The sequence below is a fragment of the Streptomyces sp. NPDC050548 genome (genome assembly GCF_044457385.1).
GTDB lineage: Bacteria > Actinomycetota > Actinomycetes > Streptomycetales > Streptomycetaceae > Streptomyces.
In genome coordinates, this window is record NZ_JBITGV010000004.1 from 140,759 (window position 1) to 162,437 (window position 21,679).

The following is a 21,679-nucleotide window of genomic DNA, read 5'->3' on the forward strand; positions in this document are numbered from 1 at the left end:
CCCTGCCCCGCCGGGCGCGCGGGGGGGGGGGGGGGGGGGGGCCGGCGCCCCCCCCCCCCCCCCCCCCCCCCCCCCCCCCCCCCCCCCCCCCCCCCGGGGGCCGACTACAGCCCGGGATACAGCGGGTACTTCTCCGCCAGCGCGGTCACGCGGGCCTTCAGACCCTCCGTGTCGTACGACGGCTTCAGTGTCTCCGCGATGACGTCCGCGACCTCGGCGAAGTCCTCGGCCGTGAAGCCGCGGGTCGCCAGCGCCGGCGTGCCGATGCGCAGGCCGGAGGTGACCATCGGGGGCCGCGGGTCGTTCGGGACGGCGTTGCGGTTGACCGTGATGCCGACCTCGTGGAGCCGGTCCTCGGCCTGCTGGCCATCCAACTCGGAGTTGCGCAGATCGACCAGGACCAGGTGCACGTCCGTTCCGCCCGACAGAACGTCGACCCCTACGGCCTTCACGTCGTCCCGGACCAGGCGCTCGGCGAGCAGCCGCGCGCCCTCCACCGTACGCCGCTGGCGCTCCTTGAAGTCCTCGCCCGCCGCGACCTTGAAGGAGACCGCCTTGGCAGCGATCACGTGCTCCAGCGGACCGCCCTGGAAGCCGGGGAAGACGGAGGAGTTGAGCTTCTTCGCGAAGGACTGCTTGGCGAGGATGATCCCGCCGCGCGGGCCGCCCAGCGTCTTGTGGGTGGTGGACGTGACGACGTCCGCGTAGGGGACGGGGTTCGGGTGGAGGCCGGCCGCCACCAGCCCGGCGAAGTGCGCCATGTCGACCCACAGATACGCCTCGACCTCGTCCGCGATCCGGCGGAACTCGGCGAAGTCCAGCTGCCGCGGGTACGCCGACCAGCCCGCGATGATGACCTTCGGGCGGTGCTCCTTGGCGAGCTTCTCCAGCTCGGCCATGTCGACCAGACCGGTCTGCGCGTCCACGTGGTAGGCGACCACCTTGAACTGCTTGCCGGAGAAGTTCAGCCGCATCCCGTGGGTGAGGTGGCCGCCGTGCGCCAGGTCGAGGCCGAGGATGGTGTCGCCGGGCTGGGCCAGCGCGAACAGGGCGGCCTGGTTGGCGGAGGCGCCCGAGTGCGGCTGCACATTGGCGTACTCGGCGCCGAACAGCTCCTTGACCCGGTCGATCGCGATCTGCTCGGCGACGTCGACGTACTCGCAGCCGCCGTAGTAACGACGGCCCGGGTACCCCTCGGCGTACTTGTTGGTCAGGACGGAGCCCTGTGCCTCCATGACCGCGACCGGAGCGAAGTTCTCCGAGGCGATCATCTCCAGCGTGGACTGCTGACGGCGCAGCTCGGCGTCGACCGCGGCGGCGATGTCCGGGTCGAGTTCGTGCAGGGGCGTGTTCAGGACGGACATGGATCTACGACTCCTCAGCCGGCGGTGAAAGCGGTGTACTCGTCGGCGGAGAGCAGCTCGCCGGGCTCTTCCGCGATCCGCACCTTGAAGAGCCAACCGCCTTCGAAGGGCTCGGAGTTGACCAGCGCGGGCTCGTCCACGACGGCCGAGTTGATCTCCACGACCTCACCGGTGACCGGTGCGTACAGGTCCGACACCGACTTGGTCGACTCCAGCTCGCCGCAGGACTCGCCCGCCGTCACCGTCGTACCGACCTCGGGGAGCTGGGCGTAGACGACATCGCCGAGCGCGTTGGCCGCGAACTCGGTGATGCCGACCGTCGAGACACCGTCGACGGCGTCCGTCAGCCACTCGTGTTCCTTGCTGTACCGCAGATTCTGGGGGTGGTTGCTCATGGCGTGAATTCTCCTGTACGCGGGGGAGTGCTGGTGAAGGGGGGAGACGCGGAGGGCGTGGCCGAGCAGGGACGATCCGCCCCGGTCACGGACCCGACGCTACGACGACTGTCACTTCTGGCGCTTGTAGAACGGCAGCGCCACGACCTCGTACGGCTCGTGGCTGCCCCGGATGTCCACGCCGACACCGGTCGTGCCCGGCGCGGAGTGCGCGGCGTCGACGTAGGCCATCGCGATCGGCTTGCCCAGCGTGGGGGAGGGCGCGCCGGAGGTGATCTCGCCGATCACCCGGCCGTCGGCGACCACGGAGTACCCGGCGCGCGGGACCCGGCGGCCCTCGGCGACGAGGCCGACCAGGACGCGGGGCGGCTGCGCCGCGGCGCGTTCGGCGGCGGCCTCCAGGGCCGTACGTCCGACGAAGTCGCCGTCCTTCTCGAACTTCACGACCCGGCCGAGTCCGGCGTCGAAGGGGGTGAGGGAGGTCGACAGCTCGTGGCCGTACAGCGGCATGCCCGCCTCCAGGCGGAGCGTGTCCCGGCAGGACAGGCCGCAGGGGATCAGCCCGGCCGGCGCCCCGGCCTCGGTCAGCGCCTCCCACAGTTTCTCCGCGTCACCGGGGGCGACGAACAGCTCGAAGCCGTCCTCGCCGGTGTAGCCGGTGCGCGCGATCAGCGCGGGGACGCCCGCGACCGTGCCGGGCAGGCCGGCGTAGTACTTGAGGCCGTCGAGGTCGGCGTCCGTCAGTGACTTGAGGATGCCGGGGGACTCGGGGCCCTGGACGGCGAGCAGCGCGTACGCGTCACGGTCGTCGCGGACGACGGCGTCGAAGCCGGCGGCGCGCTCGACCAACGAGTCCAGGACAATCTGGGCGTTCGACGCGTTGGCGACGACCATGTATGCGGTCTCGGCCAGCCGGTAGACGATCAGGTCGTCCAGGATGCCGCCGTCGGCCCGGCAGATCATGGTGTAGCGGGCGCGGCCGACGCCCACGGAGGCGATGTTGCCGACGAGCGCGTAGTTGAGGAGCTGGGCCGCCTCCGGTCCGGTGACCGTGATTTCGCCCATGTGGGAGAGGTCGAAGAGGCCGGCCTTCGTGCGGACGGCGAGGTGCTCGTCGCGCTCGGAGCCGTAGCGCAGCGGCATGTCCCAGCCGGCGAAGTCGGTCATCGTCGCACCGAGCGAGCGGTGCAGCGCGTCGAGCGCGGTACGACGGGGGGCGGCGGTACTGCTCATCGGTCGGTCTCCCAAGGCATGACGGCGAGGTCGTTCCTCCCCATCTGTCATCGGAACCTGAGAGGTTCGCCATGACCGCGCGGGACACGCACGGTCATGGGTTGCACCTTGGGTGGGACCACCGGGACGGGCGGTCCGCTTTTCAGATGTGCCTCGCCCGCGCGGTAACTGGGCCTGAGAGATTCAAGGGAGGGACTTGCTCCTTCGGCGCCCCAGGTGACTGGGGACTCTCCCGCGCGGATTCAAGCGGCCGGTATGCAGTTAGGCGCGCACATCATCGCACAGGCTTTGTAACAGGCCTGTGGCCGGAAGCGAACGGAACCGCGAGACACCGTGCATTACCTTCTCTTTACGTTCGTCGGGGAGAACCTTTCCTGACCCCGCAGGGAGGACGATCACGGTGACAAGGACCACGGTGTACGCCACGACCTCGGCCGTAGCACTGCCCGAGCAGCCCTCGGCCCCGGCCAGAGAGGCATGCCCGGCCCGCCCGGCACCGGTTGTCCGCGACCTCCGTGAGCGGGCCGGCCGCAGCCCGCACGGACTCCGCTTCGGACCCCGCGACCTCGTCGTGGTCACCGGCCTGCCCGGCAGCGGCAAGTCCACGCTGATGCGGCGCGCGGTGACCGGCGACGGCGCCCGCGTCGACAGCCAGGACGCACGGGACCGCTGGGATACCCGGATGTCCCGTATATCGGGGCTGCTCCCGTACGCGGTCTACCGCCCCCTGGTCCGCCTCGCCCACTACACGGGACTGCACCGCGCCCTGCGCTCCACCTCCGGGGCCGTCGTGCACGACTGCGGCACCCAGACCTGGGTGCGCGGCTGGCTGGCCCGCGCCGCCCGCCGCCGCGGCGGCATCCTGCACCTGGTGTTCCTCGACGTCAGCCCGGACACCGCGCTCGACGGCCAGCGCGAGCGCGGCCGGGGCGTCTCGCGGTACGCGTTCCTGCGCCACCGCCGGGCCGCCGCCCGTCTGTTGCGCGCCGTGGAGCGCGGCGACCTGCCGCACGGCGTGGGCTCGGCGGTCCTGCTGGACCGGGACGCGGCGGACGTGCTGCGCCGGATCGACTTCGGGGACTGAGCCGCTAGCCTTTTCTGCCACAGCACGTTTACAGCAGGCGGTTTCACCAGCAGGCGGTAGGTAGATGGACTTCCCGGCGGACTTCCCCGGTCAGGCGTACCCCCACCCCCATCCGCACGGCGGATGGCCCGGCAACGAGCTGGAGGAGGTGCTCTCGGTCTCCCTCGGCCTGCCCTCGGCCGGCGGCCGGATCATCGAGGTGCTGGCCCGCAGCTTCGTCTGGGTCCCGCTGCCCAGCGGCGGCGGCCCGCACAGCGGACCCCTCGACCTGCCCACGCTGGACATCGAAGGGCAGGCCTTCGTCCCGGTCTTCAGCTCCGAGGAGCAGTTCCGCCAGGTCGTCGGCTCGCATCTGTCGTTCACGATCGCGCCCGCGGTGGAGTTCGCCCGCGGACTGCCTCCGCAGGTGGGCATCGCGGTGAACCCGGACGGCGTGGTGGGCATCCCTCTCCCGCCCCCCGCCGTGGCCGAGCTGTGCCGCATCGGCCGCACCGCCCTGGACGGCCCCACCAGCGGCGGCCGGGTCCGGCTCTTCGAGCCCGACTGGCAGGACGACCCGGTCGACTTCCTGGCCGCGGCCTCCGCGGAGTTCGCCGGCACCGGCGTGGTCGGCACGGCCCGCCGCTGCCTGGCCGCGATCGAGACCGCCGACCCGGTGATGTTCGTGGGCGTGGAACTGACCAGCTGGGAGGGCGACTTGAGGGCGGTCCCGATGGGCGCCCTGTCCCGAGCCCTCACCAGGACCGAGGTCAAGTGGCCGGTAAACCTGGTCCTCCTGGACGTGACCCAGGACCCGGTGGCGGACTGGATGAGGCAGACAGTGCGCCCCTTCTATACACAGGGTCACTAGCAAACACCCCAAGGGCAACACCCTCAGGGGCGCGGGGAACTGCGCGCCAAGCCACGACGCACCCGCACTCGCCAACGGACACTGAGCCCCGACCCATTGGGCGCTTAAGCTGGACCCCAACGCAGGCCAACCACCAGAAGGGGCGGTACACGTGAGCGCCAGCGGCACCGCGACCGGCCAGGTCGAGCACATGCTGCGCCAGGTGACGCCCGGGCGCTACGACGCCTACGAGGCGCTCCTGCGCGCCCTCGCGACCCCCCACTCCGGCCAGATCTGGATGCTCCTGTGGCACGGCCAGTCCGGCTCCCCGGACGCCCAGTACGGAAACATGCACGTCGAGGGGTACGGCTACGCCCCCTGCGTCACCTCCGCCCAGGAGCTGTCGGCCAGCGGCTGGAACCGCTCCTACGAGGTGGTCGACGGCCTGGACGTGGCCCGCACCCTCTATCCGGACCACTTCGGCCTCTGGCTCAACCCGCACGCCCCCGGCGGCGGCCTCGGCATCCCCTGGCTGGACCTGCGCCGTATCGCCACCGGCCTGGAGCGCCAGCCCGCGGGACCCCTGCGCCTGACGGAACCGGCGATCGAGGTCCCGCAGTTCTACGGCCTGCTCACGCAGAACGCCCACCGTACCCCGGCGGTCCGCACCCTCCGCCGCGCCTGGGTGCAGCCCGCGCTCGGGGCGCCGTATCTCGCGATCGGTCTGGATGTGTACGACACCAGTCCGCCCGCCGTGGACTCGGTGCGCGCGATGATGCAGCAGTCCATCGGCGCGGTCCCGGACGGGCTGCCGGTGTCGACCGTGGCGATGTCCGACGACTACGACCCGGTGGCGCTGTGGCTGCGGGCGAACACCCGCCCGTTCTACGACCGTGAGGCCCACGTGGCGCCCGCCCAGGCGGGCGGGTACGGGTACCCACCCGCCCGTGGTGGATACTGAACCCGCGAGTCCTCTTCCCAGCTTCTCCGCAGGATTTACGTCTACGGCACATTTCTCCGCGCGTAGACGGCGGTGTGGTGCCCCGAAAGACGACGATTCTCCGCTGTGTCCCAAGTGTCCGGCGTCCGGGGGGCGTTACCCACTGTTCGGATAACGGAATCCCTAGTTAAGCATCACGGTTGCGCATACTTTCGCCGTCAGACCTGGCGGGTGATCGCAGCCACGCTGAAGACTCGCGACTCAGACACAGGGTCGAGGACCCCGTGTCCACTGCAAGTCGACAAAGCCGCTAATCCGCGGCAGGCGTAAGCCGGTAACCACCGGCGAGAGGGGTCGGGTCACAGTGACCGCACCGATCGAGACCACGGGAGCGGAAGCCGGGGCGCAGCCGGAGGCTGTGCTCGTCGGCGCCGAGAAGGGGCAGATCGAGGGCCGTTCCCTTGGACAGATCGCCTGGACCCGGTTCAAGAAGGACAGGGTCGCCGTCGCCGGCGGCGTCATCGTCGTCCTGCTGATCCTGGTCGCGGCACTCTCCCGTCCCATCCAGGCCATGTTCGGCCTGGACCCCGATGCCTTCCACCAGAACCTGATCGACGCCAACACCTCGCTGCCCAAGGGCGGTTGGGGCGGCATGAGCTGGGACCACCCGCTCGGTGTGGACCCGCAGTTCGGCCGGGACGTCGCCACTCGCATCCTTGAGGGATCCTGGGTGTCGCTGGTGGTGGCCTTCGGTGCCACGATCCTGTCGAACGTGATCGGCACCATCCTCGGCGTGGTCGCGGGGTACTACGGCGGCCGGGTCGACTCGATCATCAGCCGGCTGATGGACACGTTCCTCGCCTTCCCCCTGCTGCTCTTCGCCATCGCCATCTCGGCGACGCTCCAGGGCGGTGCCTTCGGCCTCAACGGCCTGCCGCTGCACCTGAGCGTGCTGATCTTCGTCATCGGCTTCTTCAACTGGCCCTACCTGGGCCGTATCGTCCGCGGTCAGACCCTCGCCCTGCGCGAGCGGGAGTTCGTGGACGCCTCCCGGGGCATGGGCGCCAAGGCGCCGTACATCCTCTTCCGGGAGCTGCTGCCCAACCTCGTCGGCCCGATCATCGTCTACTCGACGCTGCTCATCCCGACGAACATCCTCTTCGAGGCGTCCCTGAGCTTCCTCGGGGTCGGTATCCAGCCCCCGCAGGCATCCTGGGGCGGCATGTTGCGGGACGCGGTCACCTACTACGAGGTCGACCCCGCGTACATGATCGTTCCCGGCCTCGCCATCTTTGTGACCGTCCTGGCGTTCAACCTGCTCGGCGACGGTCTCCGCGACGCTCTCGACCCCCGCAGCCGCTAGGGCCCGCACCCGAGAGTTCATCAAGTTTCCGACAATGGAGGAAGCAGACCATCATGCGAAGGTCAGCGCTGGCCGCAGTTGCGGCCATCGGCTCTGCGACACTGCTTGTGGCAGGTTGCAGCAAGGCCGATGACAACAAGAGTGACAACGGTGGGACGAAGGCGGCTGGGGCCAACGCAGCGACCAAGGACGTCGTCAACGCCTCCACCCACAAGGGCGGGACGGTCACCTACGAACTGTCCGACGTTCCGGACTCGTTCGACCCGGGCAACACGTACTACGCCTACATGTACAACTTCAGCCGGCTGTACGCCCGTCCGCTGATGACGTTCGAGCCCGGCCCCGGTTCCAAGGGGAACACCCTGGTCCCGGACCTCGCCGCGAGCAAGGGTGTCTCCAGCGACGGCGGCAAGACCTGGACGTACAAGCTGCGTTCGGGCCTGAAGTACCAGGACGGCACGGCGATCACGTCCAAGGACGTCAAGTACGCCGTGGAGCGTTCGAACTTCGCGCGTGACGTGCTCTCCCTCGGCCCGAACTACTTCCAGCAGTTCCTGGTCGGCGGCAAGGACTACAAGGGCCCCTACAAGGACAAGAGCGCCGAGGGTCTGAAGTCCATCGCGACGCCGGACGACACCACGATCGTCTTCCACCTGAACACGGCCTTCCAGGAGTTCGACTACCTGGTCGCGGCGCCGCAGACGGCTCCGGTTCCGCAGGCGAAGGACACCGGCGTCGACTACGTCAAGAACATCGTGTCCTCCGGCTCGTACCAGTTCCAGAGCTACCAGGACGGCAAGCAGGCCGTCCTCGTGCGCAACAAGAACTGGGACCCGGCGACGGACCCGCTGCGCAAGCAGTACCCGGACAAGATCGTCGTGAACCTGAAGGTCAACGCCGACACGATCGACAAGGACGTCCTCGCGGGCAACGCGATCGACATGGGCGGTACCGGTGTCCAGGCCGCGACCCAGGCGCAGGTGCTGACCTCCGCCGACAAGAAGGCGGGCACGGACAACACCTACGGTGGCCGTCTCGTCTACATGGCGATCAACACCAAGGTCGCGCCGTTCACCAACATCCAGTGCCGCAAGGCCGTCGAGTACGCCATCGACAAGGTCTCGGTGCAGACCGCCGAGGGCGGCCCGATCCGCGGTGACATCGCCACCACCGTCCTGCCGCCGGACATCACCGGTTACGTCAAGGACGACCAGTACGCCACCACGGGCAACAAGGGTGACGTCGCCAAGGCCAAGGCAGCGCTGAAGGCCTGCGGCAAGACGTCGATCTCGACCAACCTCTCGGCCCGCAGCGACCGTCCGCAGGAGATCTCCGCGGCCACCGCGATCATCAACTCGCTGAAGGCCGTCGGCATCAACGCCAGCCTGAAGCAGTACCCGTCGGGCAAGTACTTCACCGACTACGCGGGTGTCCCGAAGTTCACCGAGCAGCAGAACATCGGCCTGATCATGATGCAGTGGGGTGCCGACTGGCCCTCCGGCTACGGCTTCGAGCAGCAGATCCTGAACGGTGCGGCGATCGGCGCCTCGGGTAACACCAACCTGTCGCAGTACGACAACAAGACGGTCAACGACCTCCTCTCCAAGGCCATCGGCACCGAGGACGTCACCACCCGCAACAGCATGTACGCGCAGGTCGACAAGCAGACCATGAGCGACGCGGCCCTCGTCCCGCTGACCTACTTCAAGGTCCTGCTCGCCCGCCCGGCGAACTACAGCAACCTGGTGTCGACGGCGGCCTTCAGCGGCCAGTACGACTACCTCAACATCGGCACCACGAAGTAGTCGTAGCCCCGGAAGGCAGGTGAAGGCATTGGTGCCCGCGGGCTTTGCGGCCTGCGGGCACCAGCGCCGATCCCCGTGATCTCGTACATCCTCCGTCGGACGATCGCAGCGGTGATCCTGCTGCTGGTCGTCTCCGCGGTCACCTTCGGCATCTTCTTCCTGCTGCCACGGCTCGCCGGCCAGACCGCGGACCAACTGGCCCAGCAGTACATCGGGAAGAGCCCGTCGGCGGCGGACATCGCCGCGGTCAAGCACAACCTGGGTCTGGACCAGCCCCTTTACCTGCAGTACTGGCACTTCATCAAGGGGATCGTGGCGGGCGCCACCTACAACCTCGGCCCCACCACGGTGCACTGCGACGCGCCCTGCTTCGGCTACTCCTTCAAGGACCACGTCGAGGTCTGGCCGCAGCTCACCTCCCGCCTTCCGGTCACCATCTCGCTGGCCGCCGGAGCCGCCGTCCTGTGGCTCCTGTCCGGTGTCACGGTCGGTGTGATCTCCGCGCTCAGGCCGCGGTCGTTCTTCGACCGCGCCTTCATGGGCGTGGCGCTCGCGGGTGTCTCGCTGCCCATGTTCTTCACGGGCAACCTGGCGATCCTGCTCTTCACGTACCAGTGGCCGATCTTCGGCCGCACCTATGTCCCGTTCACCGAGAACCCCGCGCAGTGGGCCAACACGCTCTTCCCGGCGTGGTGTTCGCTCGCACTTCTCTACTCCGCCATCTACGCGCGGCTCACCCGCTCGGGCATGCTGGAGACGATGAACGAGGACTTCATCCGCACGGCCCGCGCCAAGGGCCTGCGGGAGCGCAACGTCGTCGTCAAGCACGGTCTGCGGGCCGCCCTGACGCCGATCATCACCGTCTTCGGCATGGACCTCGGTCTGCTGCTCGGCGGCGCGCTGATCACCGAGTCGGTGTTCTCCCTGCACGGCATCGGGCAGTACGCGGTGCAGTCGATCGAGAGCAACGACCTGCCCCCGATCCTCGGCGTGACCCTGCTCGCAGCGTTCTTCGTAGTGATCGCAAATCTTCTGGTGGACCTGTTGTACGCCGCCGCCGACCCGCGGGTGAGGCTCTCGTGACCGACCTTAATCCCCTGTCTGCGACTGGCGCCGCGGTCGGCGAGCCCGTCAACTCGCCGTCGAACGCCCCGAGCGCGTTCCTGGAGGTCCGTGACCTCAAGGTGCACTTCCCGACCGACGACGGTCTGGTCAAGTCCGTCGACGGGCTGAGCTTCTCGCTGGAGAAGGGCAGGACCCTCTCCATCGTGGGCGAGTCGGGCTCCGGCAAGTCCGTCACCTCGCTGGCGATCATGGGCCTGCACCGGCTCGGCGCGCGCGGCAAGAACGTGCAGATGTCCGGTGAGATCTGGCTCGACGGCCAGGAACTGGTGGGCGCCTCGCCGGACGATGTGCGCAAGCTCCGCGGCCAGCAGATGTCCATGATCTTCCAGGACCCGCTGTCCGCGATGCACCCCTACTACAAGATCGGCGACCAGATCGTCGAGGCGTACCGGGTGCACCACAACGTCAGCAAGAAGGTCGCCCGCACGCGGGCCATCGAGATGCTCGACCGGGTCGGCATCCCCGAGCCGGCGAAGCGCGTCGACGGTTACCCGCACGAGTTCTCCGGCGGTATGCGCCAGCGCGCCATGATCGCGATGGCCCTGGTCAACAACCCCGAACTGCTCATCGCGGACGAGCCGACGACCGCCCTCGACGTGACCGTCCAGGCGCAGATCCTCGACCTCATCCGGGATCTGCAGAAGGAGTTCGGCTCCGCGGTCGTCCTCATCACGCACGACCTCGGTGTCGTCGCCGAGATCGCCGACGAGGTCCTGGTGATGTACGGCGGCCGGTGCGTGGAGCGCGGTCCGGTCGACGAGATCTTCGAGAAGCCCCAACACCCGTACACCTGGGGTCTGTTGGGCTCGATGCCGCGGATCGACCGGGAGACCTCGGACCGGCTCGTCCCGGTCAAGGGCCAGCCGCCGAGCCTCATCAACGTCCCCTCGGGCTGCGCCTTCCACCCGCGCTGCCCGTACGCGGACATCCCCAAGGGCGACGTCACGCGAACCGTACGGCCCGAGCTGGCGCTGGTCGACGGCGGGCACTGGTCCGCCTGCCACCTCCCGGCCGCGGACCGTACGCGGATCTGGACCGAAGAGATTGCGCCGAAGCTGTGAGCGATACGAACAAACCGGCCGCCACCGCGGTCGTCCCGGAGCAGGCGTCCTCCCCGGAGGACCGCGAGGTACTGCTCAAGGTCGAGGGCCTGAAGAAGCACTTCCCCATCAAGAAGGGGATCCTGCAGCGACAGGTCGCCGCGGTGAAGGCCGTCGACGGCATCGACTTCGAGGTGCGCAAGGGTGAGACCCTGGGCGTCGTCGGGGAGTCGGGCTGCGGCAAGTCGACCATGGGCCGGGTCATCACCCGGCTCCAGGACCCGACGGGCGGCTCGATCCACTTCGAGGGCCAGGACATTACCAGCCTGAACGCGGCCGGGATGCGCCCGCTGCGCCGCGACATCCAGATGATCTTCCAGGACCCGTACGGCTCCCTGAACCCGCGCCACACCATCGGCTCGATCGTCTCGGCGCCGTTCCGGCTCCAGGGCGTGGAGCCCGAGGGCGGGGTGAAGCGGGAGGTCCAGCGCCTGCTGGAGCTGGTGGGCCTGAGCCCCGAGCACTTCAACCGCTACCCGCACGAGTTCTCCGGCGGTCAGCGCCAGCGCATCGGCATCGCCCGCGCGCTCGCCCTGAAGCCGAAGCTGGTCGTCGCGGACGAGCCGGTGTCGGCCCTGGACGTGTCGATCCAGGCGCAGGTCGTGAACCTGATGGACGACCTCCAGACGGAACTCGGCCTGACGTACGTGATCATCGCGCACGACCTCTCCGTGGTCCGCCATGTCTCGGACCGGGTCGCGGTGATGTACCTCGGCAAGATCGTCGAACTCGCCGACAGCACCAAGCTGTACGAGTCGCCGATGCACCCGTACACCAAGGCTCTGATGTCGGCGGTGCCGGTCCCGGACCCCAAGCGCCGGGGTGCCAAGAGCGAGCGCATCCTGCTCAAGGGCGATGTCCCCTCGCCGATCTCCCCGCCCAGCGGCTGCCGTTTCCACACGCGCTGCTGGAAGGCGACGGAGATCTGCCGGACGACGGAACCCCAGCTGATCGAGTTGCGGCCCGGCCAGCGGGTCGCCTGCCACCACCCGGAGAACTTCGCGGACCAGGCCCCGCAGGACACGGTCCTGCTGACCGCCGCGAAGGAAGCGGTGGAGCTGGTGGGCGCCGCGGTGCTGGAGAAGGCGGCGGAGACCCCCGAGGTGCCTGCTGTCGAGGTGCCCGCTGCCGAGGTGTCCGCCCCCGAAGCGGAATCCGGCGATCAGGAGTCAACTCCCAAGTAGCGCATGACAAGTTGGTAAAGTCATGTCCATGTCGAAACGGGAGAGTGCAGAGTCGAGCGTGTCCGACTGATCGGAAACGCACCCGAAGGGACGACTCATGGCACTCTCCCGTTCGGCACGTTTAGGGGCCCTCGCGACCGCGGCGGCCTCTTTTCTTGTCATAGCCGCCTCCTCCGCCCCCACCCCCGGCGCCGACGGCATCGGTGACAGTTACTTCCCCCAGCTGGGCAACGGCGGCTTCGACGCCCGCCACTACGCCCTCGACGTGGCCTACAACCCGGACACCGACCGCCTCGACGGCCGTACGACCCTCACCGCCCGCGCCACCCAGAACCTCTCCTCCTTCGATCTGGACCTGCAGAAGCTGGAGGTCACCAAGGTCGAAGTGAACGGCAGACGGGCCCAGTTCACCCGCACCGGCGACGAACTGCGCATCACACCAAGGGACTTCCTCCGCAAGGGCAAGGACTTCACGGTCGCCGTCACCTACGGCGGGGTGCCCGAACCCCTCAACGGACCCATCGTGTTCGGCTCCGACTACGGCTGGATGAAGACCACCGACGGAGTCTTCGTCGCCTGCGAACCCAACGCCGCCTCCACCTGGTTCCCGTCCAGCGACCACCCGTCCGACAAGGCCACCTACGACATCCGTATCAAGGCCCCCAAGGGCCTCACCGGAGTCTCCAACGGCCGCCTCGTCTCGACGTACGACAAGGGCGACTCGACGTACACCCACTGGCGCGAGAGCAAGCCGATGGCGACCTATCTCGCGACCGCCACCATCGGGAAGTTCGACGTCAAGACGGGGACGACCCCCGGCGGCACCCCGATCTACGTCGCGATCGACCCGGTCCTCGCCAACAGCAACAGCGTCGACGTGTACGCCGTGACGGCCGCCGCCACCGACTACTGGTCGCAGGTCTTCGGGCCGTACCCCTTCGAGGAGACCGGCGCGATCGTCGACGACATGCCGGAGGCCGGGTTCTCGCTGGAGGTGCAGAGCAAGCCCGCCTACTCCGCCGTGCGCAGCGAGACGACGATCGTGCACGAGCTGGCCCACCAGTGGTTCGGCGACTCCGTGTCGGTCGCGCACTGGAAGGACATCTGGCTCAACGAGGGCTTCGCGACCTACGCCCAGTGGCTGTGGGCCGAACACCAGGGCACCCGCACCGCCCACGACTCCTTCCTGGCCGGCTACAACGCCCGCCCCGCCGACAACGCCTTCTGGCAGACCGTCGTGGCGGACCCGCAGCGCGACACGATGTTCGCCTCCGCCGTCTACCAGCGCGGCGCGATGACCCTCCAGATGCTGCGCGAACGCATCGGCGACACCGCGTTCTTCAAGCTCCTGCCCACCTGGACGAAGCTGCACCGCTACGGCAACGCGAGCACCGAGCAGTTCATCGCGCTCGCCGAGAAGATCAGCGGCCAGCAGCTCGACGACCTGTTCCAGACCTGGCTCTACACGACAGGCAAGCCCACCCTCTGAAGACCCACGGGTAACAATGTGGGGTGCTTCAGCAACTGTTCAGCCCCTCCGTCCAGCACACGCTCGACCTCGTCGGCATCTTCGTGTTCGCCATCTCCGGCGCGCTGCTGGCCGTCCGCAAGAACTTCGACGTGTTCGGCATCGCCGTGCTCGCCGAGGTCACCGCGCTGGGCGGAGGGATCTTCCGGGACGTGATCATCGGGGCGGTGCCCCCGGCCGCCTTCACGGACCTGGGCTACTTCATCACCCCGCTCTTCGCCGCGCTCCTCGTCTTCTTCCTCCATCCGCACGTGGAGCGCATCCAGGCCGGCGTCAACGTCTTCGACGCGGCCGGCCTCGGCCTGTTCTGCGTCTCGGGCACGGTGAAGGCGTACGACTACGGGCTCAGCCTCACCTCCTCGGCCGCCCTGGGTCTGGCCACCGCCGTCGGCGGCGGTGTGCTGCGGGACGTCCTCGCCAACGAGACCCCGTCCCTGCTCCGCTGGGACCGCGACCTGTACGCGGTCCCGGCGATCGTCGGCGCCACCATCTCCGTGCTCTGCATCCACTACGACGCGCTGACCCCCCTCACCAGTGGGCTCGCGATCGTCACCGCTTTCGTGTTGCGCCTGCTCGCGATGCGGTTCCACTGGCGAGCTCCGCGTGCGTGGAACCGGAGGTCGAACGCCCGAGAGGATCCGACGACGACTTCGTGATCCTGGGGTGGTTCTGGCCCAGCTCCAGGGTCAGCCAGCGGAACACCGTCTTCACCTGGGGCCGCCACAGCGCCATGGTGTGCCCGCCGTCGCTGCGCGGCAGGAACACGACGTGCACGCTCGTCGGCGCCTTCGCGATCTGTTCGAGGGCCACGCCCGCCTCGTAGCCGTCGCCGGACTCGCCGGACAGGTACATCGCGATCGGCGGCGGCGTGGCCGCCTTCTTGAGCAGCAGGTAGGGGTTGTTCGCCTCGCGCAGGGTCACGCTCTGCGCGGCCAGCGAATTGCGTTCGCCGATCGGGTCGTTGTAGCCGGACATGCTCACCGCGGCCTGGTAGCGGTCGGGGTGGGCGACGGCGAGCTTGACCGCGCAGTGCCCGCCGGCCGAGTAGCCGGCGACCCCCCAGCCCTTGGGCGCGGGCTGGGCGCGGAAGTTGTCCGTGACCATCTTCGGCACGTCGACGCTGAGCCAGGTGTCGGCGTTGACCGTGCCGGGGATGTTGGCGCACCCGGTGTCCACCCCGGCCAGCAGGTTGTAGCGCGGCGCGACCAGGATGAAGGGCGCGATCCGTCCGCTCCTCATCAGCGGCTCCAGCTGCTGGGTCACGTGCATCGACCCGAACCAGGCCTTCGCCGAGCCGGGCCAGCCCGGCAGCAGTTCCACGACGGGGAACTTCTTGTGGCGGTAGGCCGCTTCCTTGTACTGCGGCGGGGTCCAGACGTAGACCTCGGCGTTCACGCCCGACACCCGGCCCTTGAGCTGGGTGACCTCCACCTGGCCGGCGGAACTCATGCCGGGACCGGAGGCGGGGGAGAAGTCCTGCTTGACCTTGGGCAGCCGGTTCAGCGAGATGTCGCCGGTGCCGTTCTTGCCGAGGTCGGCGGCCTGCTGGACGTGGTTGCCGGTGCCGAGGAGGTCGGCCCAGTTGTCGTACAGATTGTTCTGGTTGTTGACCATCACGAAGACCAGGGTGACGGCCGTGGCCTGCGCGAACAGCAGCATCAGGGCCCGGGCCGCCACGCGTACGGCCTTGGGGCCGCGGATCCGCGACCACAGCACGAGCGGCAGTATGAGGGCGACGATCGTCAGCACGACGGCGGTGTAGAGGAACGGAGTCCCGGTGAGGCTCATGTCCCCAAAGAGGGGGATCACGGGCCGTGGGTCACGGACGTCTTCGGACACTTACCAAGAAATTGCCGGGCGCTCACCCGAGTGGCCGGTGTTTTCATATGCCCGCAACAACAAAGCTACCGCTTAGTAATCGACTGTTGTACGGTTCATCCATGCGAGAAGCAGCATCCGCACCGACGGCCACGCGGGCCACGATCGGTGACAGCGAGTTCGACCGCGACACGGCGGTCACCCGTCGCGCCCCGGGCGTCTACGACATCGACCTCTCGGCCGGCTGGACGATCATCAACGCGGTCAACGGCGGCTACCTCCTGTCCGTCCTGGGCCGAGCCCTGGCGGACGCGCTCCCGCACCCCGACCCGTTCACGATCTCCGCGCACTACCTCACGGCGTCCCAGCCGGGCCCGGCGGTCATCCGCACGGACGTGATCCGCACCGGCCGTACCCTCTCGACGGGCCAGGCCTCCCTCCTCCAGTACGACGACGAGGGCCGCGAGGTGGAACGCATCCGCGTCCTCGCCTCCTACGGCGACCTGGACGCACTCCCGGACGACGTCCGTACAGCGGCGAAGCCCCCCGCCTTCCCGCCCATGGACCAGTGCTTCGGCCCGGAAGACGGGCCCGCCCCGGTCTCCGGCAGCTCGGCCATCGCCGACCGCCTGATGCTCAAGCTCGACCCCTCCACCCTCGGCTGGGCCCTCGGCGCCCCCTCCGGCAGGGGCGAGATGCGCTCCTGGTTCGGCCTCGCCGACGGCCGCGACGCGGACCCCCTCTCGCTCCTCCTCGCGGTGGACGCGCTCCCCCCGACGGCCTTCGAGATCGGCCTCAAGGGCTGGGTCCCCACGGTCGAACTCACGGTCCACGTCCGCTCCCGCCCCGCACCAGGACCGCTGCGGGTCTCGATCACCACCCGCAACCTGGCAGGCGGCTTCCTGGAGGAGGACGCGGAGATCTGGGACAGCGCGGACCGACTGGTGGCACAGTCACGGCAGTTGGCGCGGGCGAGACTGGGCTGAGGGAGCGCCGTTCCGGGAGGGGCCGTCAACTCCGGTTGGGTTGCGGCTGCTTCGGGGTGGCGGGAGTGAACCTGGTGATTTCCGGGGCCGCATTCGGCAAGCGGCTGTCGCCGGGCGGTCGGCGGTGCGCCACGGCGGTCCGCCCGGCCCGCGTCGGGCGCGGCCGGTCTGTCTTGCCCGAGCCCGGCGCCCGCGCTCGACTCAGCCGAGCGGCTTGCGGCCCAGCCAGGCCGCCAACCGGCCGTAGGCGTCCGCCTTTTCGGGTGTGGGCTGGGCCGTGTCGAAGGGGGTGTCCGCGTCGCGCTGTTCGTCCGGCAGGACCCGGCGGGCGATGGTGAGAGCGAACTCGGCCAGTTCCGGGTCGAGTTCGAGGGGGTGGCCCAGGGCCTCGGAGAGGTCCCAGGTGTGGGTGACGTTCTCCATGAGGTAGCCGGAGAGGGCGGCGCGGCCCGGTGCCTCGCCCCACGGGACCCGGACCGGCGCGTCCAGTCGGGTGGCGTCCGCCCAGGCCTCGTGGACCCGGACGCGGGCCTCGTCGTACGCGGTCGGCCAGCCTTCGTCGGTGACGCCGTCGACGAAGGGGTGTACGGCCATGCCGTCGCCGCCCTCGCCGATCGTCGCGATGCGCAGGGTGCCGCCGACGAGATGGCTCAGCAGGGTCCGTACGTCGAACTCCGTGCACGGGGTGGGACCGGCCAGCTGCTCCGGTCGTACCGTCCTGATCAGCGCGGCGGCCTGCTCGGTGGCTCGGGTGTAGAGGGGGCGGGGGTCCGTGGTGTTTGTGTTCATGGCGCTGATGGTGAGCCCATAACCTGACAGTTTCCGTCAACATTTGCGTGGGGTTTTCGGGAGGCGGATCCTGGGGGAGTGAAGGCCGACCGACTGCTCTCGATCCTGCTGCTCCTGCAGACCCGGGGCCGCGTTCCCGCGCACGAACTCGCCGACCGGCTTGAGGTGTCGGTGCGGACCATCTACCGGGACGTCGAGGCGCTGTCCGCCTCCGGGGTGCCGGTCTATGCCGAGCGCGGGCGGCACGGCGGGATCGAACTGCTCGCCGGGTTCCGTACCGACGTCACGGGACTGACCGCCGACGAGTCGCGCGCCCTGTTCATCCTCGCCGCCCAGGGCGCCCACGCGGCGCTCGGCCTCGACGTCGCGCTCGGTTCCGCGCTGCGCAAGGTGATGGCCGCGCTGCCGGCGCCGTACCGCCCGGCCGCCGAGGTGACCTCCCGGCGGATCCTCGTCGACGCCACCCGCTGGAAGGGCGGGCCCCAACCCGCCGTGGATCTGGACGTGTTGCAGGACGCGGTCTTCGCCGACCGGCGGCTGCGGCTGCGCTACCGGCACAGCGGCGCGAAGGAACCGAGCACTTACACCGTCGACCCGTACGGTCTCGTCTCCAAGGCCGGTGTCTGGTATCTCGTCGCCGACCGCCGTGCGCGCCCCCGCCTCTTCCGCGCCGACCGTGTCCACTCGGCCGCCCTCCTGCCCGACCCGGTCAAGCGCCGCCCGGGTGTCGAACTCGCCGACGCCTGGGAGGAGTTGCGCCGCCAGGTCGAGGAACGCCCCGGCGGACTCGACGTCACCGTGCGGGTCCGCCGTTCCCGCCTCGACATGTTCCTGCGCCTCAACGCCTCCTCGCTGGCCGAACTCCCCGACGACGAGGGGGAGAACGAGTGGGTGACGGTCCGGCTGACCTACGGCGTCGTCCGCGAGGCGCGTCAACTGCTCCAGTTCGCCGACGCGTTGGAGGTCGTATCGCCGCCGGAGGCACGTGCGGAAGTCATCGCGGCGGCCGCTTCTGTCACGGAGCTGTACCAGCGAGTAAGCGGGCCGTCCTCGTGAACTCGCAGGTCAGGGCGTTCACTTGGGCTGCCCTTTACCTGGCGCACAGGGTGGGGACAGGGCACCGACAAGGAAGCCCTAAGGGGCGTTGATTGAGTTCCCGCCACAAGGCATCCTCATCGTTTTTGGAGCTGTTTCTCATGAAGCGTGCGCGTCTCCTCCCCGCAGTGGCCCTGCTGGCGCTCTCGCCCCTGGCCCTCGCGGCCTGCGGGTCGAGCGACTCCTCGTCGTCCTCCGGCAGCGCCAACTCCGGCTCCACGCAGTCCTGTTCCGCACCGACCGGCAACGCCACGGCACGGCCCAGTGGTGCCCCGTCCGGCGCCCCCTCCGGTGCGCCCACGGGCGCCGCGGCCTCGGGCCGGCCGACGGGCATGCCGACCGGCAACGCGTCCGGCATGCCGAGCGGTGGTCCCGGCGGCGGAGGCGGCCAGGGCGGCGGCCCTGGCGGCGGGTGCGGCGGAGGCCCGGGCGGCGGCCGGATGAGCGGGGCCCCGCAGCAGGGCTGACCGCGCTCCGCACGACAGGGGCGGCGCACCCGTACACCGGGGAGCGCCGCCCCTGTCGTATGTTCGCGGCCGGTACCGCCTCAGCCGAGCCAGTGCCGGCGGCCGACGCTGATCAACCGCATCTGACGGGTGGCGAGTCGGGTCACCCGCTCGCGCTCGTGCTCGTCGTCGGACGTCTCCCGCGCCTCCATGAAGAGCGAGGCCGTGATGAGCATCTGGTCGACGTAGAGGTGGGCCAGCATCAGCAGGTCGGAGTCGTTCCAGCCGCTGGACTCCGGGTCCTTGGCGAGTTCGGCCTTCACCTCCTCGGCGAACCGGGCGAGTTGGTCCCGGATGGCCTCCCGCACCGGCTGGACCCCGCCGTGGCGCTCGCGCGCGAGGAAGCGGACATGGGCCGGGTGGGTGTCCACGTGGTCGGCGATCAACTGGACGGCGCGCGCGATGCGTTGGTCGCTGTCCTCCGCCGTCGCCACCGTCTGCCGGATCATCGGGTGCAGACTGCCGAGCGCCTCCTCGACGAGCGCCACCCCGAGGTCGGCCGTGGAGCGGAAGTGCCGGTAGAAGGCGGTCGGGGCTACGCCGACCGCGCGGGTGACCTCGCGCAGGCCCAGGCTGCTCAGGCTCTGCTCCTCCAGCAGCCCCAACGCGGCGTCCAGCAACGCCTGTCGGGTCTTCTGCTTCTGTACCTGCCGGATGCCGAGGGTGTGACTCATGTCATCCAGTTAACAACTGTTCTCCGGAATTGAAAAGCCGTCGGAGACGCTAGACTCAAAGTCAGTGAACAAGTGTTACTACAACCGTTCACCGAAACGTAACGAGAGTCTGCTCAAGTCGTCTCGGAGGGGGAGTCATCCCATGCTGGTCCTCGTCGCAGCACTCCTGCTGTTCGGCGTCGTGATGGGCACCGTGGCCCACGCGTCGTTCGCCTTCACCGCAGTCGCCGCCACCGTCATCGCCGTATGGCTGGGCATCTTCGCGCTCCGCGAGCGGCACGGCCGCCGCGGCCGTACGTCCGCCAACTGACCGCCCGTCCATCCGCCCACCCGATCCTCGGGAGCCGAACCACCATGCAACTCACCGCACCGGCAGCCAACACCACCACCGACCTCAAGGCCACCGGCCGCCGTGACGCCGACGGCATGGCCGTCGCGTCCTTCATCCTCGGCCTCGTCGGCCTGCTCGTCCTCAACGTCTTCCTCGGCCCGATCGCCATCGCCCTGGCCGGCGTGGCCCTGTGGCGCGGCACCGCCCGTCGCGGCCGGGCCCTCCTCGGCCTCGGACTCGGCATCGCCGATCTGCTGGTCCTCGTCGCCTTCATGCAGCTGGACAGCACGGTCTCCTGGAACTTCTAGCCGAGCCCGCCCCTCCGGGGTACCCGCCGGGGACCGTAGAATCGGCGGCACCATGGCATACCTCGACCACGCCGCGACCACCCCGATGCTTCCCGAGGCAGTCGAGGCGATGACGGCCCACCTGAGCATCACGGGCAACGCCTCCTCCCTCCACGCTTCCGGCCGCAAGGCCCGCCGTACGGTCGAAGAGTCCCGGGAGACCCTTGCCGAAGCGCTCGGCGCCCGCCCCAGCGAGGTGGTGTTCACCTCCGGCGGCACCGAGGCCGACAACCTCGCGGTGAAGGGCCTGTACTGGTCCCGCCGCGACGCCGACCCGGCCCGCACCCGGGTGCTGGCCAGCCCCGTCGAGCACCACGCCGTCCTGGACGCCGTCCACTGGCTCGGCGAGCACGAGGGCGCCACCGTCGAGTTCCTCCCGGTCGACTCCTACGGCCGTGTCCACCCCGAGGTGCTGCGCGAGGCCATCGCCCGCAACCCCGACGATGTCGCCCTGGCCACCGTGATGTGGGCCAACAACGAGATCGGTACGGTCCTGCCGGTCCGTGAACTCGCCGACGTGGCCCAGGAGTTCGGCGTACCGCTGCACGCCGACGCGGTACAGGCCTTCGGTCAGGTCCCGGTCGACTTCGGCGCCTCCGGCCTCGCCGCGATGACGGTCTCCGGCCACAAGATCGGCGGCCCGTACGGCATCGGCGCCCTGCTCCTGGGCCGCGATTACACCCCCGTACCCGTCCTGCACGGCGGCGGCCAGGAACGCCATGTCCGCTCCGGCACCCTCGACGTCCCCGCGGTCGCCTCCTTCGCCGTCGCCGGCCGCCTCGCCGCCGAACAGCGCGAGTGGTTCGCCCACGAGATCGGCGCCCTCCGCGACAACCTCGTCACAGCCGTCCGTACGGCGGTCCCGGACGCGATCCTCGGCGGGGACCCGGTGGACCGGCTGCCCGCCAACGCCCACTTCACGTTCCCCGGCTGCGAGGGCGACTCCCTGCTGCTCCTGCTGGACGCCCAGGGCATCGAGTGCTCCACCGGCTCGGCCTGCACCGCGGGCGTCGCCCAGCCCAGCCATGTCCTGCTCGCCACCGGGACCGATCCCGACCTGGCCCGCGGCACCCTGCGCTTCTCGCTCGGCCACACCTCCACGGAGGCCGACGTGGAGGCCGTGGCGAAGGCGATCGGCCCGGCGGTGGAACGAGCACGCGCCGCCGGGCTGACCTGAGAGAAC

At 69.5% G+C, this 21,679-nt stretch carries 22 protein-coding genes and 1 riboswitch; of the genes, 16 read left to right on the forward strand and 6 right to left on the reverse strand.

All coding sequences use genetic code 11. The features are described from left to right. Nucleotides 1-104 precede the first annotated feature (104 nt). The 3 genes from glyA to gcvT all read right to left on the reverse strand — a co-directional run bounded on the left by glyA (nucleotide 105) and on the right by gcvT (nucleotide 2,992). A complete protein-coding gene (glyA, locus tag ACIBJH_RS13830; protein WP_399117063.1) occupies nucleotides 105-1,364 on the reverse strand; it encodes a serine hydroxymethyltransferase in 1,260 nt (419 codons plus the stop codon). A 14-nt stretch (nucleotides 1,365-1,378) separates the two neighbouring features. Next, the gene (gene gcvH / locus ACIBJH_RS13835) at nucleotides 1,379-1,759 is read right to left on the reverse strand and encodes a glycine cleavage system protein GcvH (protein ID WP_399117064.1); all 381 of its coding nucleotides are present in this window, start codon (nucleotides 1,757-1,759) and stop codon (nucleotides 1,379-1,381) included. Nucleotides 1,760-1,870: 111 nt separating this feature from the next. Beyond that, nucleotides 1,871-2,992: a glycine cleavage system aminomethyltransferase GcvT gene (gcvT, locus tag ACIBJH_RS13840; RefSeq protein WP_399117065.1), complete on the reverse strand. Its 1,122-nt coding sequence runs from the start codon at nucleotides 2,990-2,992 to the stop codon at nucleotides 1,871-1,873. A gap of 152 nt (nucleotides 2,993-3,144) precedes the next feature. Beyond that, nucleotides 3,145-3,237: riboswitch (glycine riboswitch) on the reverse strand. A 149-nt stretch (nucleotides 3,238-3,386) separates the two neighbouring features. On the opposite strand from gcvT, the gene ACIBJH_RS13845 reads away from it, so the two are divergent. The 10 genes from ACIBJH_RS13845 (at nucleotide 3,387) to ACIBJH_RS13890 (ending at nucleotide 14,606) form a co-directional block, all read left to right on the forward strand. Continuing rightward, nucleotides 3,387-4,076, forward strand: a complete 690-nt coding sequence (locus tag ACIBJH_RS13845) for an AAA family ATPase (RefSeq protein ID WP_399117368.1) — start codon at nucleotides 3,387-3,389, stop codon at nucleotides 4,074-4,076. 64 nt (nucleotides 4,077-4,140) lie between these two features. Continuing rightward, a complete protein-coding gene (locus ACIBJH_RS13850) occupies nucleotides 4,141-4,926 on the forward strand; it encodes an enhanced serine sensitivity protein SseB (RefSeq protein WP_399117066.1) in 786 nt (261 codons plus the stop codon). Between the two features lie 151 nt (nucleotides 4,927-5,077). Next, a complete protein-coding gene (locus tag ACIBJH_RS13855) occupies nucleotides 5,078-5,866 on the forward strand; it encodes an enhanced serine sensitivity protein SseB C-terminal domain-containing protein (RefSeq protein ID WP_399117067.1) in 789 nt (262 codons plus the stop codon). Between the two features lie 343 nt (nucleotides 5,867-6,209). After that, nucleotides 6,210-7,208 (forward strand): ABC transporter permease, encoded by a 999-nt coding sequence (locus ACIBJH_RS13860; RefSeq protein WP_399117068.1) that lies wholly within the window; start codon nucleotides 6,210-6,212, stop codon nucleotides 7,206-7,208. 53 nt (nucleotides 7,209-7,261) lie between these two features. Beyond that, nucleotides 7,262-9,013 carry an ABC transporter substrate-binding protein gene (locus ACIBJH_RS13865; protein ID WP_399117069.1) on the forward strand — a complete coding sequence of 584 codons (1,752 nt, stop codon included), beginning with the start codon at nucleotides 7,262-7,264 and terminating at the stop codon, nucleotides 9,011-9,013. Nucleotides 9,014-9,088: 75 nt separating this feature from the next. Beyond that, nucleotides 9,089-10,096 carry an ABC transporter permease gene (locus tag ACIBJH_RS13870; protein WP_399117070.1) on the forward strand — a complete coding sequence of 336 codons (1,008 nt, stop codon included), beginning with the start codon at nucleotides 9,089-9,091 and terminating at the stop codon, nucleotides 10,094-10,096. Continuing rightward, nucleotides 10,093-11,199 (forward strand): ABC transporter ATP-binding protein, encoded by a 1,107-nt coding sequence (locus ACIBJH_RS13875; protein WP_399117071.1) that lies wholly within the window; start codon nucleotides 10,093-10,095, stop codon nucleotides 11,197-11,199. The genes ACIBJH_RS13870 and ACIBJH_RS13875 overlap by 4 nt, the downstream gene beginning before the upstream one ends. Then, nucleotides 11,196-12,422, forward strand: coding sequence for an ABC transporter ATP-binding protein (locus tag ACIBJH_RS13880; protein WP_399117072.1), 1,227 nt, complete (start codon nucleotides 11,196-11,198; stop codon nucleotides 12,420-12,422). The genes ACIBJH_RS13875 and ACIBJH_RS13880 overlap by 4 nt, the downstream gene beginning before the upstream one ends. 97 nt (nucleotides 12,423-12,519) lie before the next feature. Continuing rightward, nucleotides 12,520-13,911, forward strand: coding sequence for a M1 family metallopeptidase (locus ACIBJH_RS13885; protein WP_399117073.1), 1,392 nt, complete (start codon nucleotides 12,520-12,522; stop codon nucleotides 13,909-13,911). Nucleotides 13,912-13,934: 23 nt separating this feature from the next. Then, entirely contained in the window at nucleotides 13,935-14,606 is a 672-nt protein-coding gene (locus ACIBJH_RS13890) for a trimeric intracellular cation channel family protein (protein ID WP_200714728.1), read from the forward strand. Here the strand turns inward: ACIBJH_RS13890 and ACIBJH_RS13895 are convergent. Beyond that, the gene (locus tag ACIBJH_RS13895) at nucleotides 14,500-15,738 is read right to left on the reverse strand and encodes an alpha/beta hydrolase (RefSeq protein ID WP_399117074.1); all 1,239 of its coding nucleotides are present in this window, start codon (nucleotides 15,736-15,738) and stop codon (nucleotides 14,500-14,502) included. The two genes, ACIBJH_RS13890 and ACIBJH_RS13895, sit on opposite strands and share 107 nt — an antisense overlap. Nucleotides 15,739-15,890: 152 nt before the next feature. Here ACIBJH_RS13895 and ACIBJH_RS13900 point away from each other — a divergent pair, with 152 nt between their 5' ends. Next, nucleotides 15,891-16,754, forward strand: coding sequence for a thioesterase family protein (locus tag ACIBJH_RS13900; protein WP_399117075.1), 864 nt, complete (start codon nucleotides 15,891-15,893; stop codon nucleotides 16,752-16,754). 201 nt (nucleotides 16,755-16,955) lie between these two features. Here the strand turns inward: ACIBJH_RS13900 and ACIBJH_RS13905 are convergent, their stop codons facing one another. Beyond that, entirely contained in the window at nucleotides 16,956-17,543 is a 588-nt protein-coding gene (locus ACIBJH_RS13905) for a TIGR03086 family metal-binding protein (protein ID WP_399117076.1), read from the reverse strand. A gap of 78 nt (nucleotides 17,544-17,621) precedes the next feature. On the opposite strand from ACIBJH_RS13905, the gene ACIBJH_RS13910 reads away from it, so the two are divergent. Then, on the forward strand, nucleotides 17,622-18,599 hold the full coding sequence (locus ACIBJH_RS13910) for a helix-turn-helix transcriptional regulator (RefSeq protein WP_399117077.1): 978 nt from the start codon (nucleotides 17,622-17,624) through the stop codon (nucleotides 18,597-18,599). Between the two features lie 140 nt (nucleotides 18,600-18,739). Then, nucleotides 18,740-19,105 (forward strand): hypothetical protein, encoded by a 366-nt coding sequence (locus tag ACIBJH_RS13915; RefSeq protein WP_399117078.1) that lies wholly within the window; start codon nucleotides 18,740-18,742, stop codon nucleotides 19,103-19,105. Between the two features lie 80 nt (nucleotides 19,106-19,185). Here the strand turns inward: ACIBJH_RS13915 and ACIBJH_RS13920 are convergent, their stop codons facing one another. Next, nucleotides 19,186-19,818 carry a TetR family transcriptional regulator gene (locus ACIBJH_RS13920; protein ID WP_399117079.1) on the reverse strand — a complete coding sequence of 211 codons (633 nt, stop codon included), beginning with the start codon at nucleotides 19,816-19,818 and terminating at the stop codon, nucleotides 19,186-19,188. Nucleotides 19,819-19,960: 142 nt separating this feature from the next. Between ACIBJH_RS13920 and ACIBJH_RS13925 the strand changes: the two genes are divergently transcribed. The 3 genes from ACIBJH_RS13925 to ACIBJH_RS13935 are packed head-to-tail and all read left to right on the forward strand — an operon-like array spanning nucleotide 19,961 to nucleotide 21,673. Then, entirely contained in the window at nucleotides 19,961-20,128 is a 168-nt protein-coding gene (locus tag ACIBJH_RS13925) for a hypothetical protein (protein ID WP_019068631.1), read from the forward strand. Between the two features lie 44 nt (nucleotides 20,129-20,172). Beyond that, nucleotides 20,173-20,457, forward strand: a complete 285-nt coding sequence (locus ACIBJH_RS13930) for a DUF4190 domain-containing protein (protein WP_399117080.1) — start codon at nucleotides 20,173-20,175, stop codon at nucleotides 20,455-20,457. Nucleotides 20,458-20,509: 52 nt separating this feature from the next. Next, nucleotides 20,510-21,673 carry a cysteine desulfurase family protein gene (locus ACIBJH_RS13935; RefSeq protein WP_399117081.1) on the forward strand — a complete coding sequence of 388 codons (1,164 nt, stop codon included), beginning with the start codon at nucleotides 20,510-20,512 and terminating at the stop codon, nucleotides 21,671-21,673. Nucleotides 21,674-21,679 lie beyond the last annotated feature (6 nt).

Bases quoted from the DNA above. Each gene is read 5' to 3' on its own strand.
- glyA (WP_399117063.1), bottom strand. From the start codon at position 1,364: ATGTCCGTCCTGAACACGCCCCTGCACGAACTCGACCCGGACATCGCC.
- gcvH (WP_399117064.1), bottom strand. From the start codon at position 1,759: ATGAGCAACCACCCCCAGAATCTGCGGTACAGCAAGGAACACGAGTGG.
- gcvT (WP_399117065.1), bottom strand. From the start codon at position 2,992: ATGAGCAGTACCGCCGCCCCCCGTCGTACCGCGCTCGACGCGCTGCAC.
- ACIBJH_RS13850 (WP_399117066.1), top strand. From the start codon at position 4,141: ATGGACTTCCCGGCGGACTTCCCCGGTCAGGCGTACCCCCACCCCCAT.
- ACIBJH_RS13865 (WP_399117069.1), top strand. From the start codon at position 7,262: ATGCGAAGGTCAGCGCTGGCCGCAGTTGCGGCCATCGGCTCTGCGACA.
- ACIBJH_RS13885 (WP_399117073.1), top strand. From the start codon at position 12,520: ATGGCACTCTCCCGTTCGGCACGTTTAGGGGCCCTCGCGACCGCGGCG.
- ACIBJH_RS13895 (WP_399117074.1), bottom strand. From the start codon at position 15,738: ATGAGCCTCACCGGGACTCCGTTCCTCTACACCGCCGTCGTGCTGACG.
- ACIBJH_RS13900 (WP_399117075.1), top strand. From the start codon at position 15,891: ATGCGAGAAGCAGCATCCGCACCGACGGCCACGCGGGCCACGATCGGT.
- ACIBJH_RS13905 (WP_399117076.1), bottom strand. From the start codon at position 17,543: ATGAACACAAACACCACGGACCCCCGCCCCCTCTACACCCGAGCCACC.
- ACIBJH_RS13915 (WP_399117078.1), top strand. From the start codon at position 18,740: ATGAAGCGTGCGCGTCTCCTCCCCGCAGTGGCCCTGCTGGCGCTCTCG.
- ACIBJH_RS13920 (WP_399117079.1), bottom strand. From the start codon at position 19,818: ATGAGTCACACCCTCGGCATCCGGCAGGTACAGAAGCAGAAGACCCGA.
- ACIBJH_RS13925 (WP_019068631.1), top strand. From the start codon at position 19,961: ATGCTGGTCCTCGTCGCAGCACTCCTGCTGTTCGGCGTCGTGATGGGC.
- ACIBJH_RS13930 (WP_399117080.1), top strand. From the start codon at position 20,173: ATGCAACTCACCGCACCGGCAGCCAACACCACCACCGACCTCAAGGCC.
- ACIBJH_RS13935 (WP_399117081.1), top strand. From the start codon at position 20,510: ATGGCATACCTCGACCACGCCGCGACCACCCCGATGCTTCCCGAGGCA.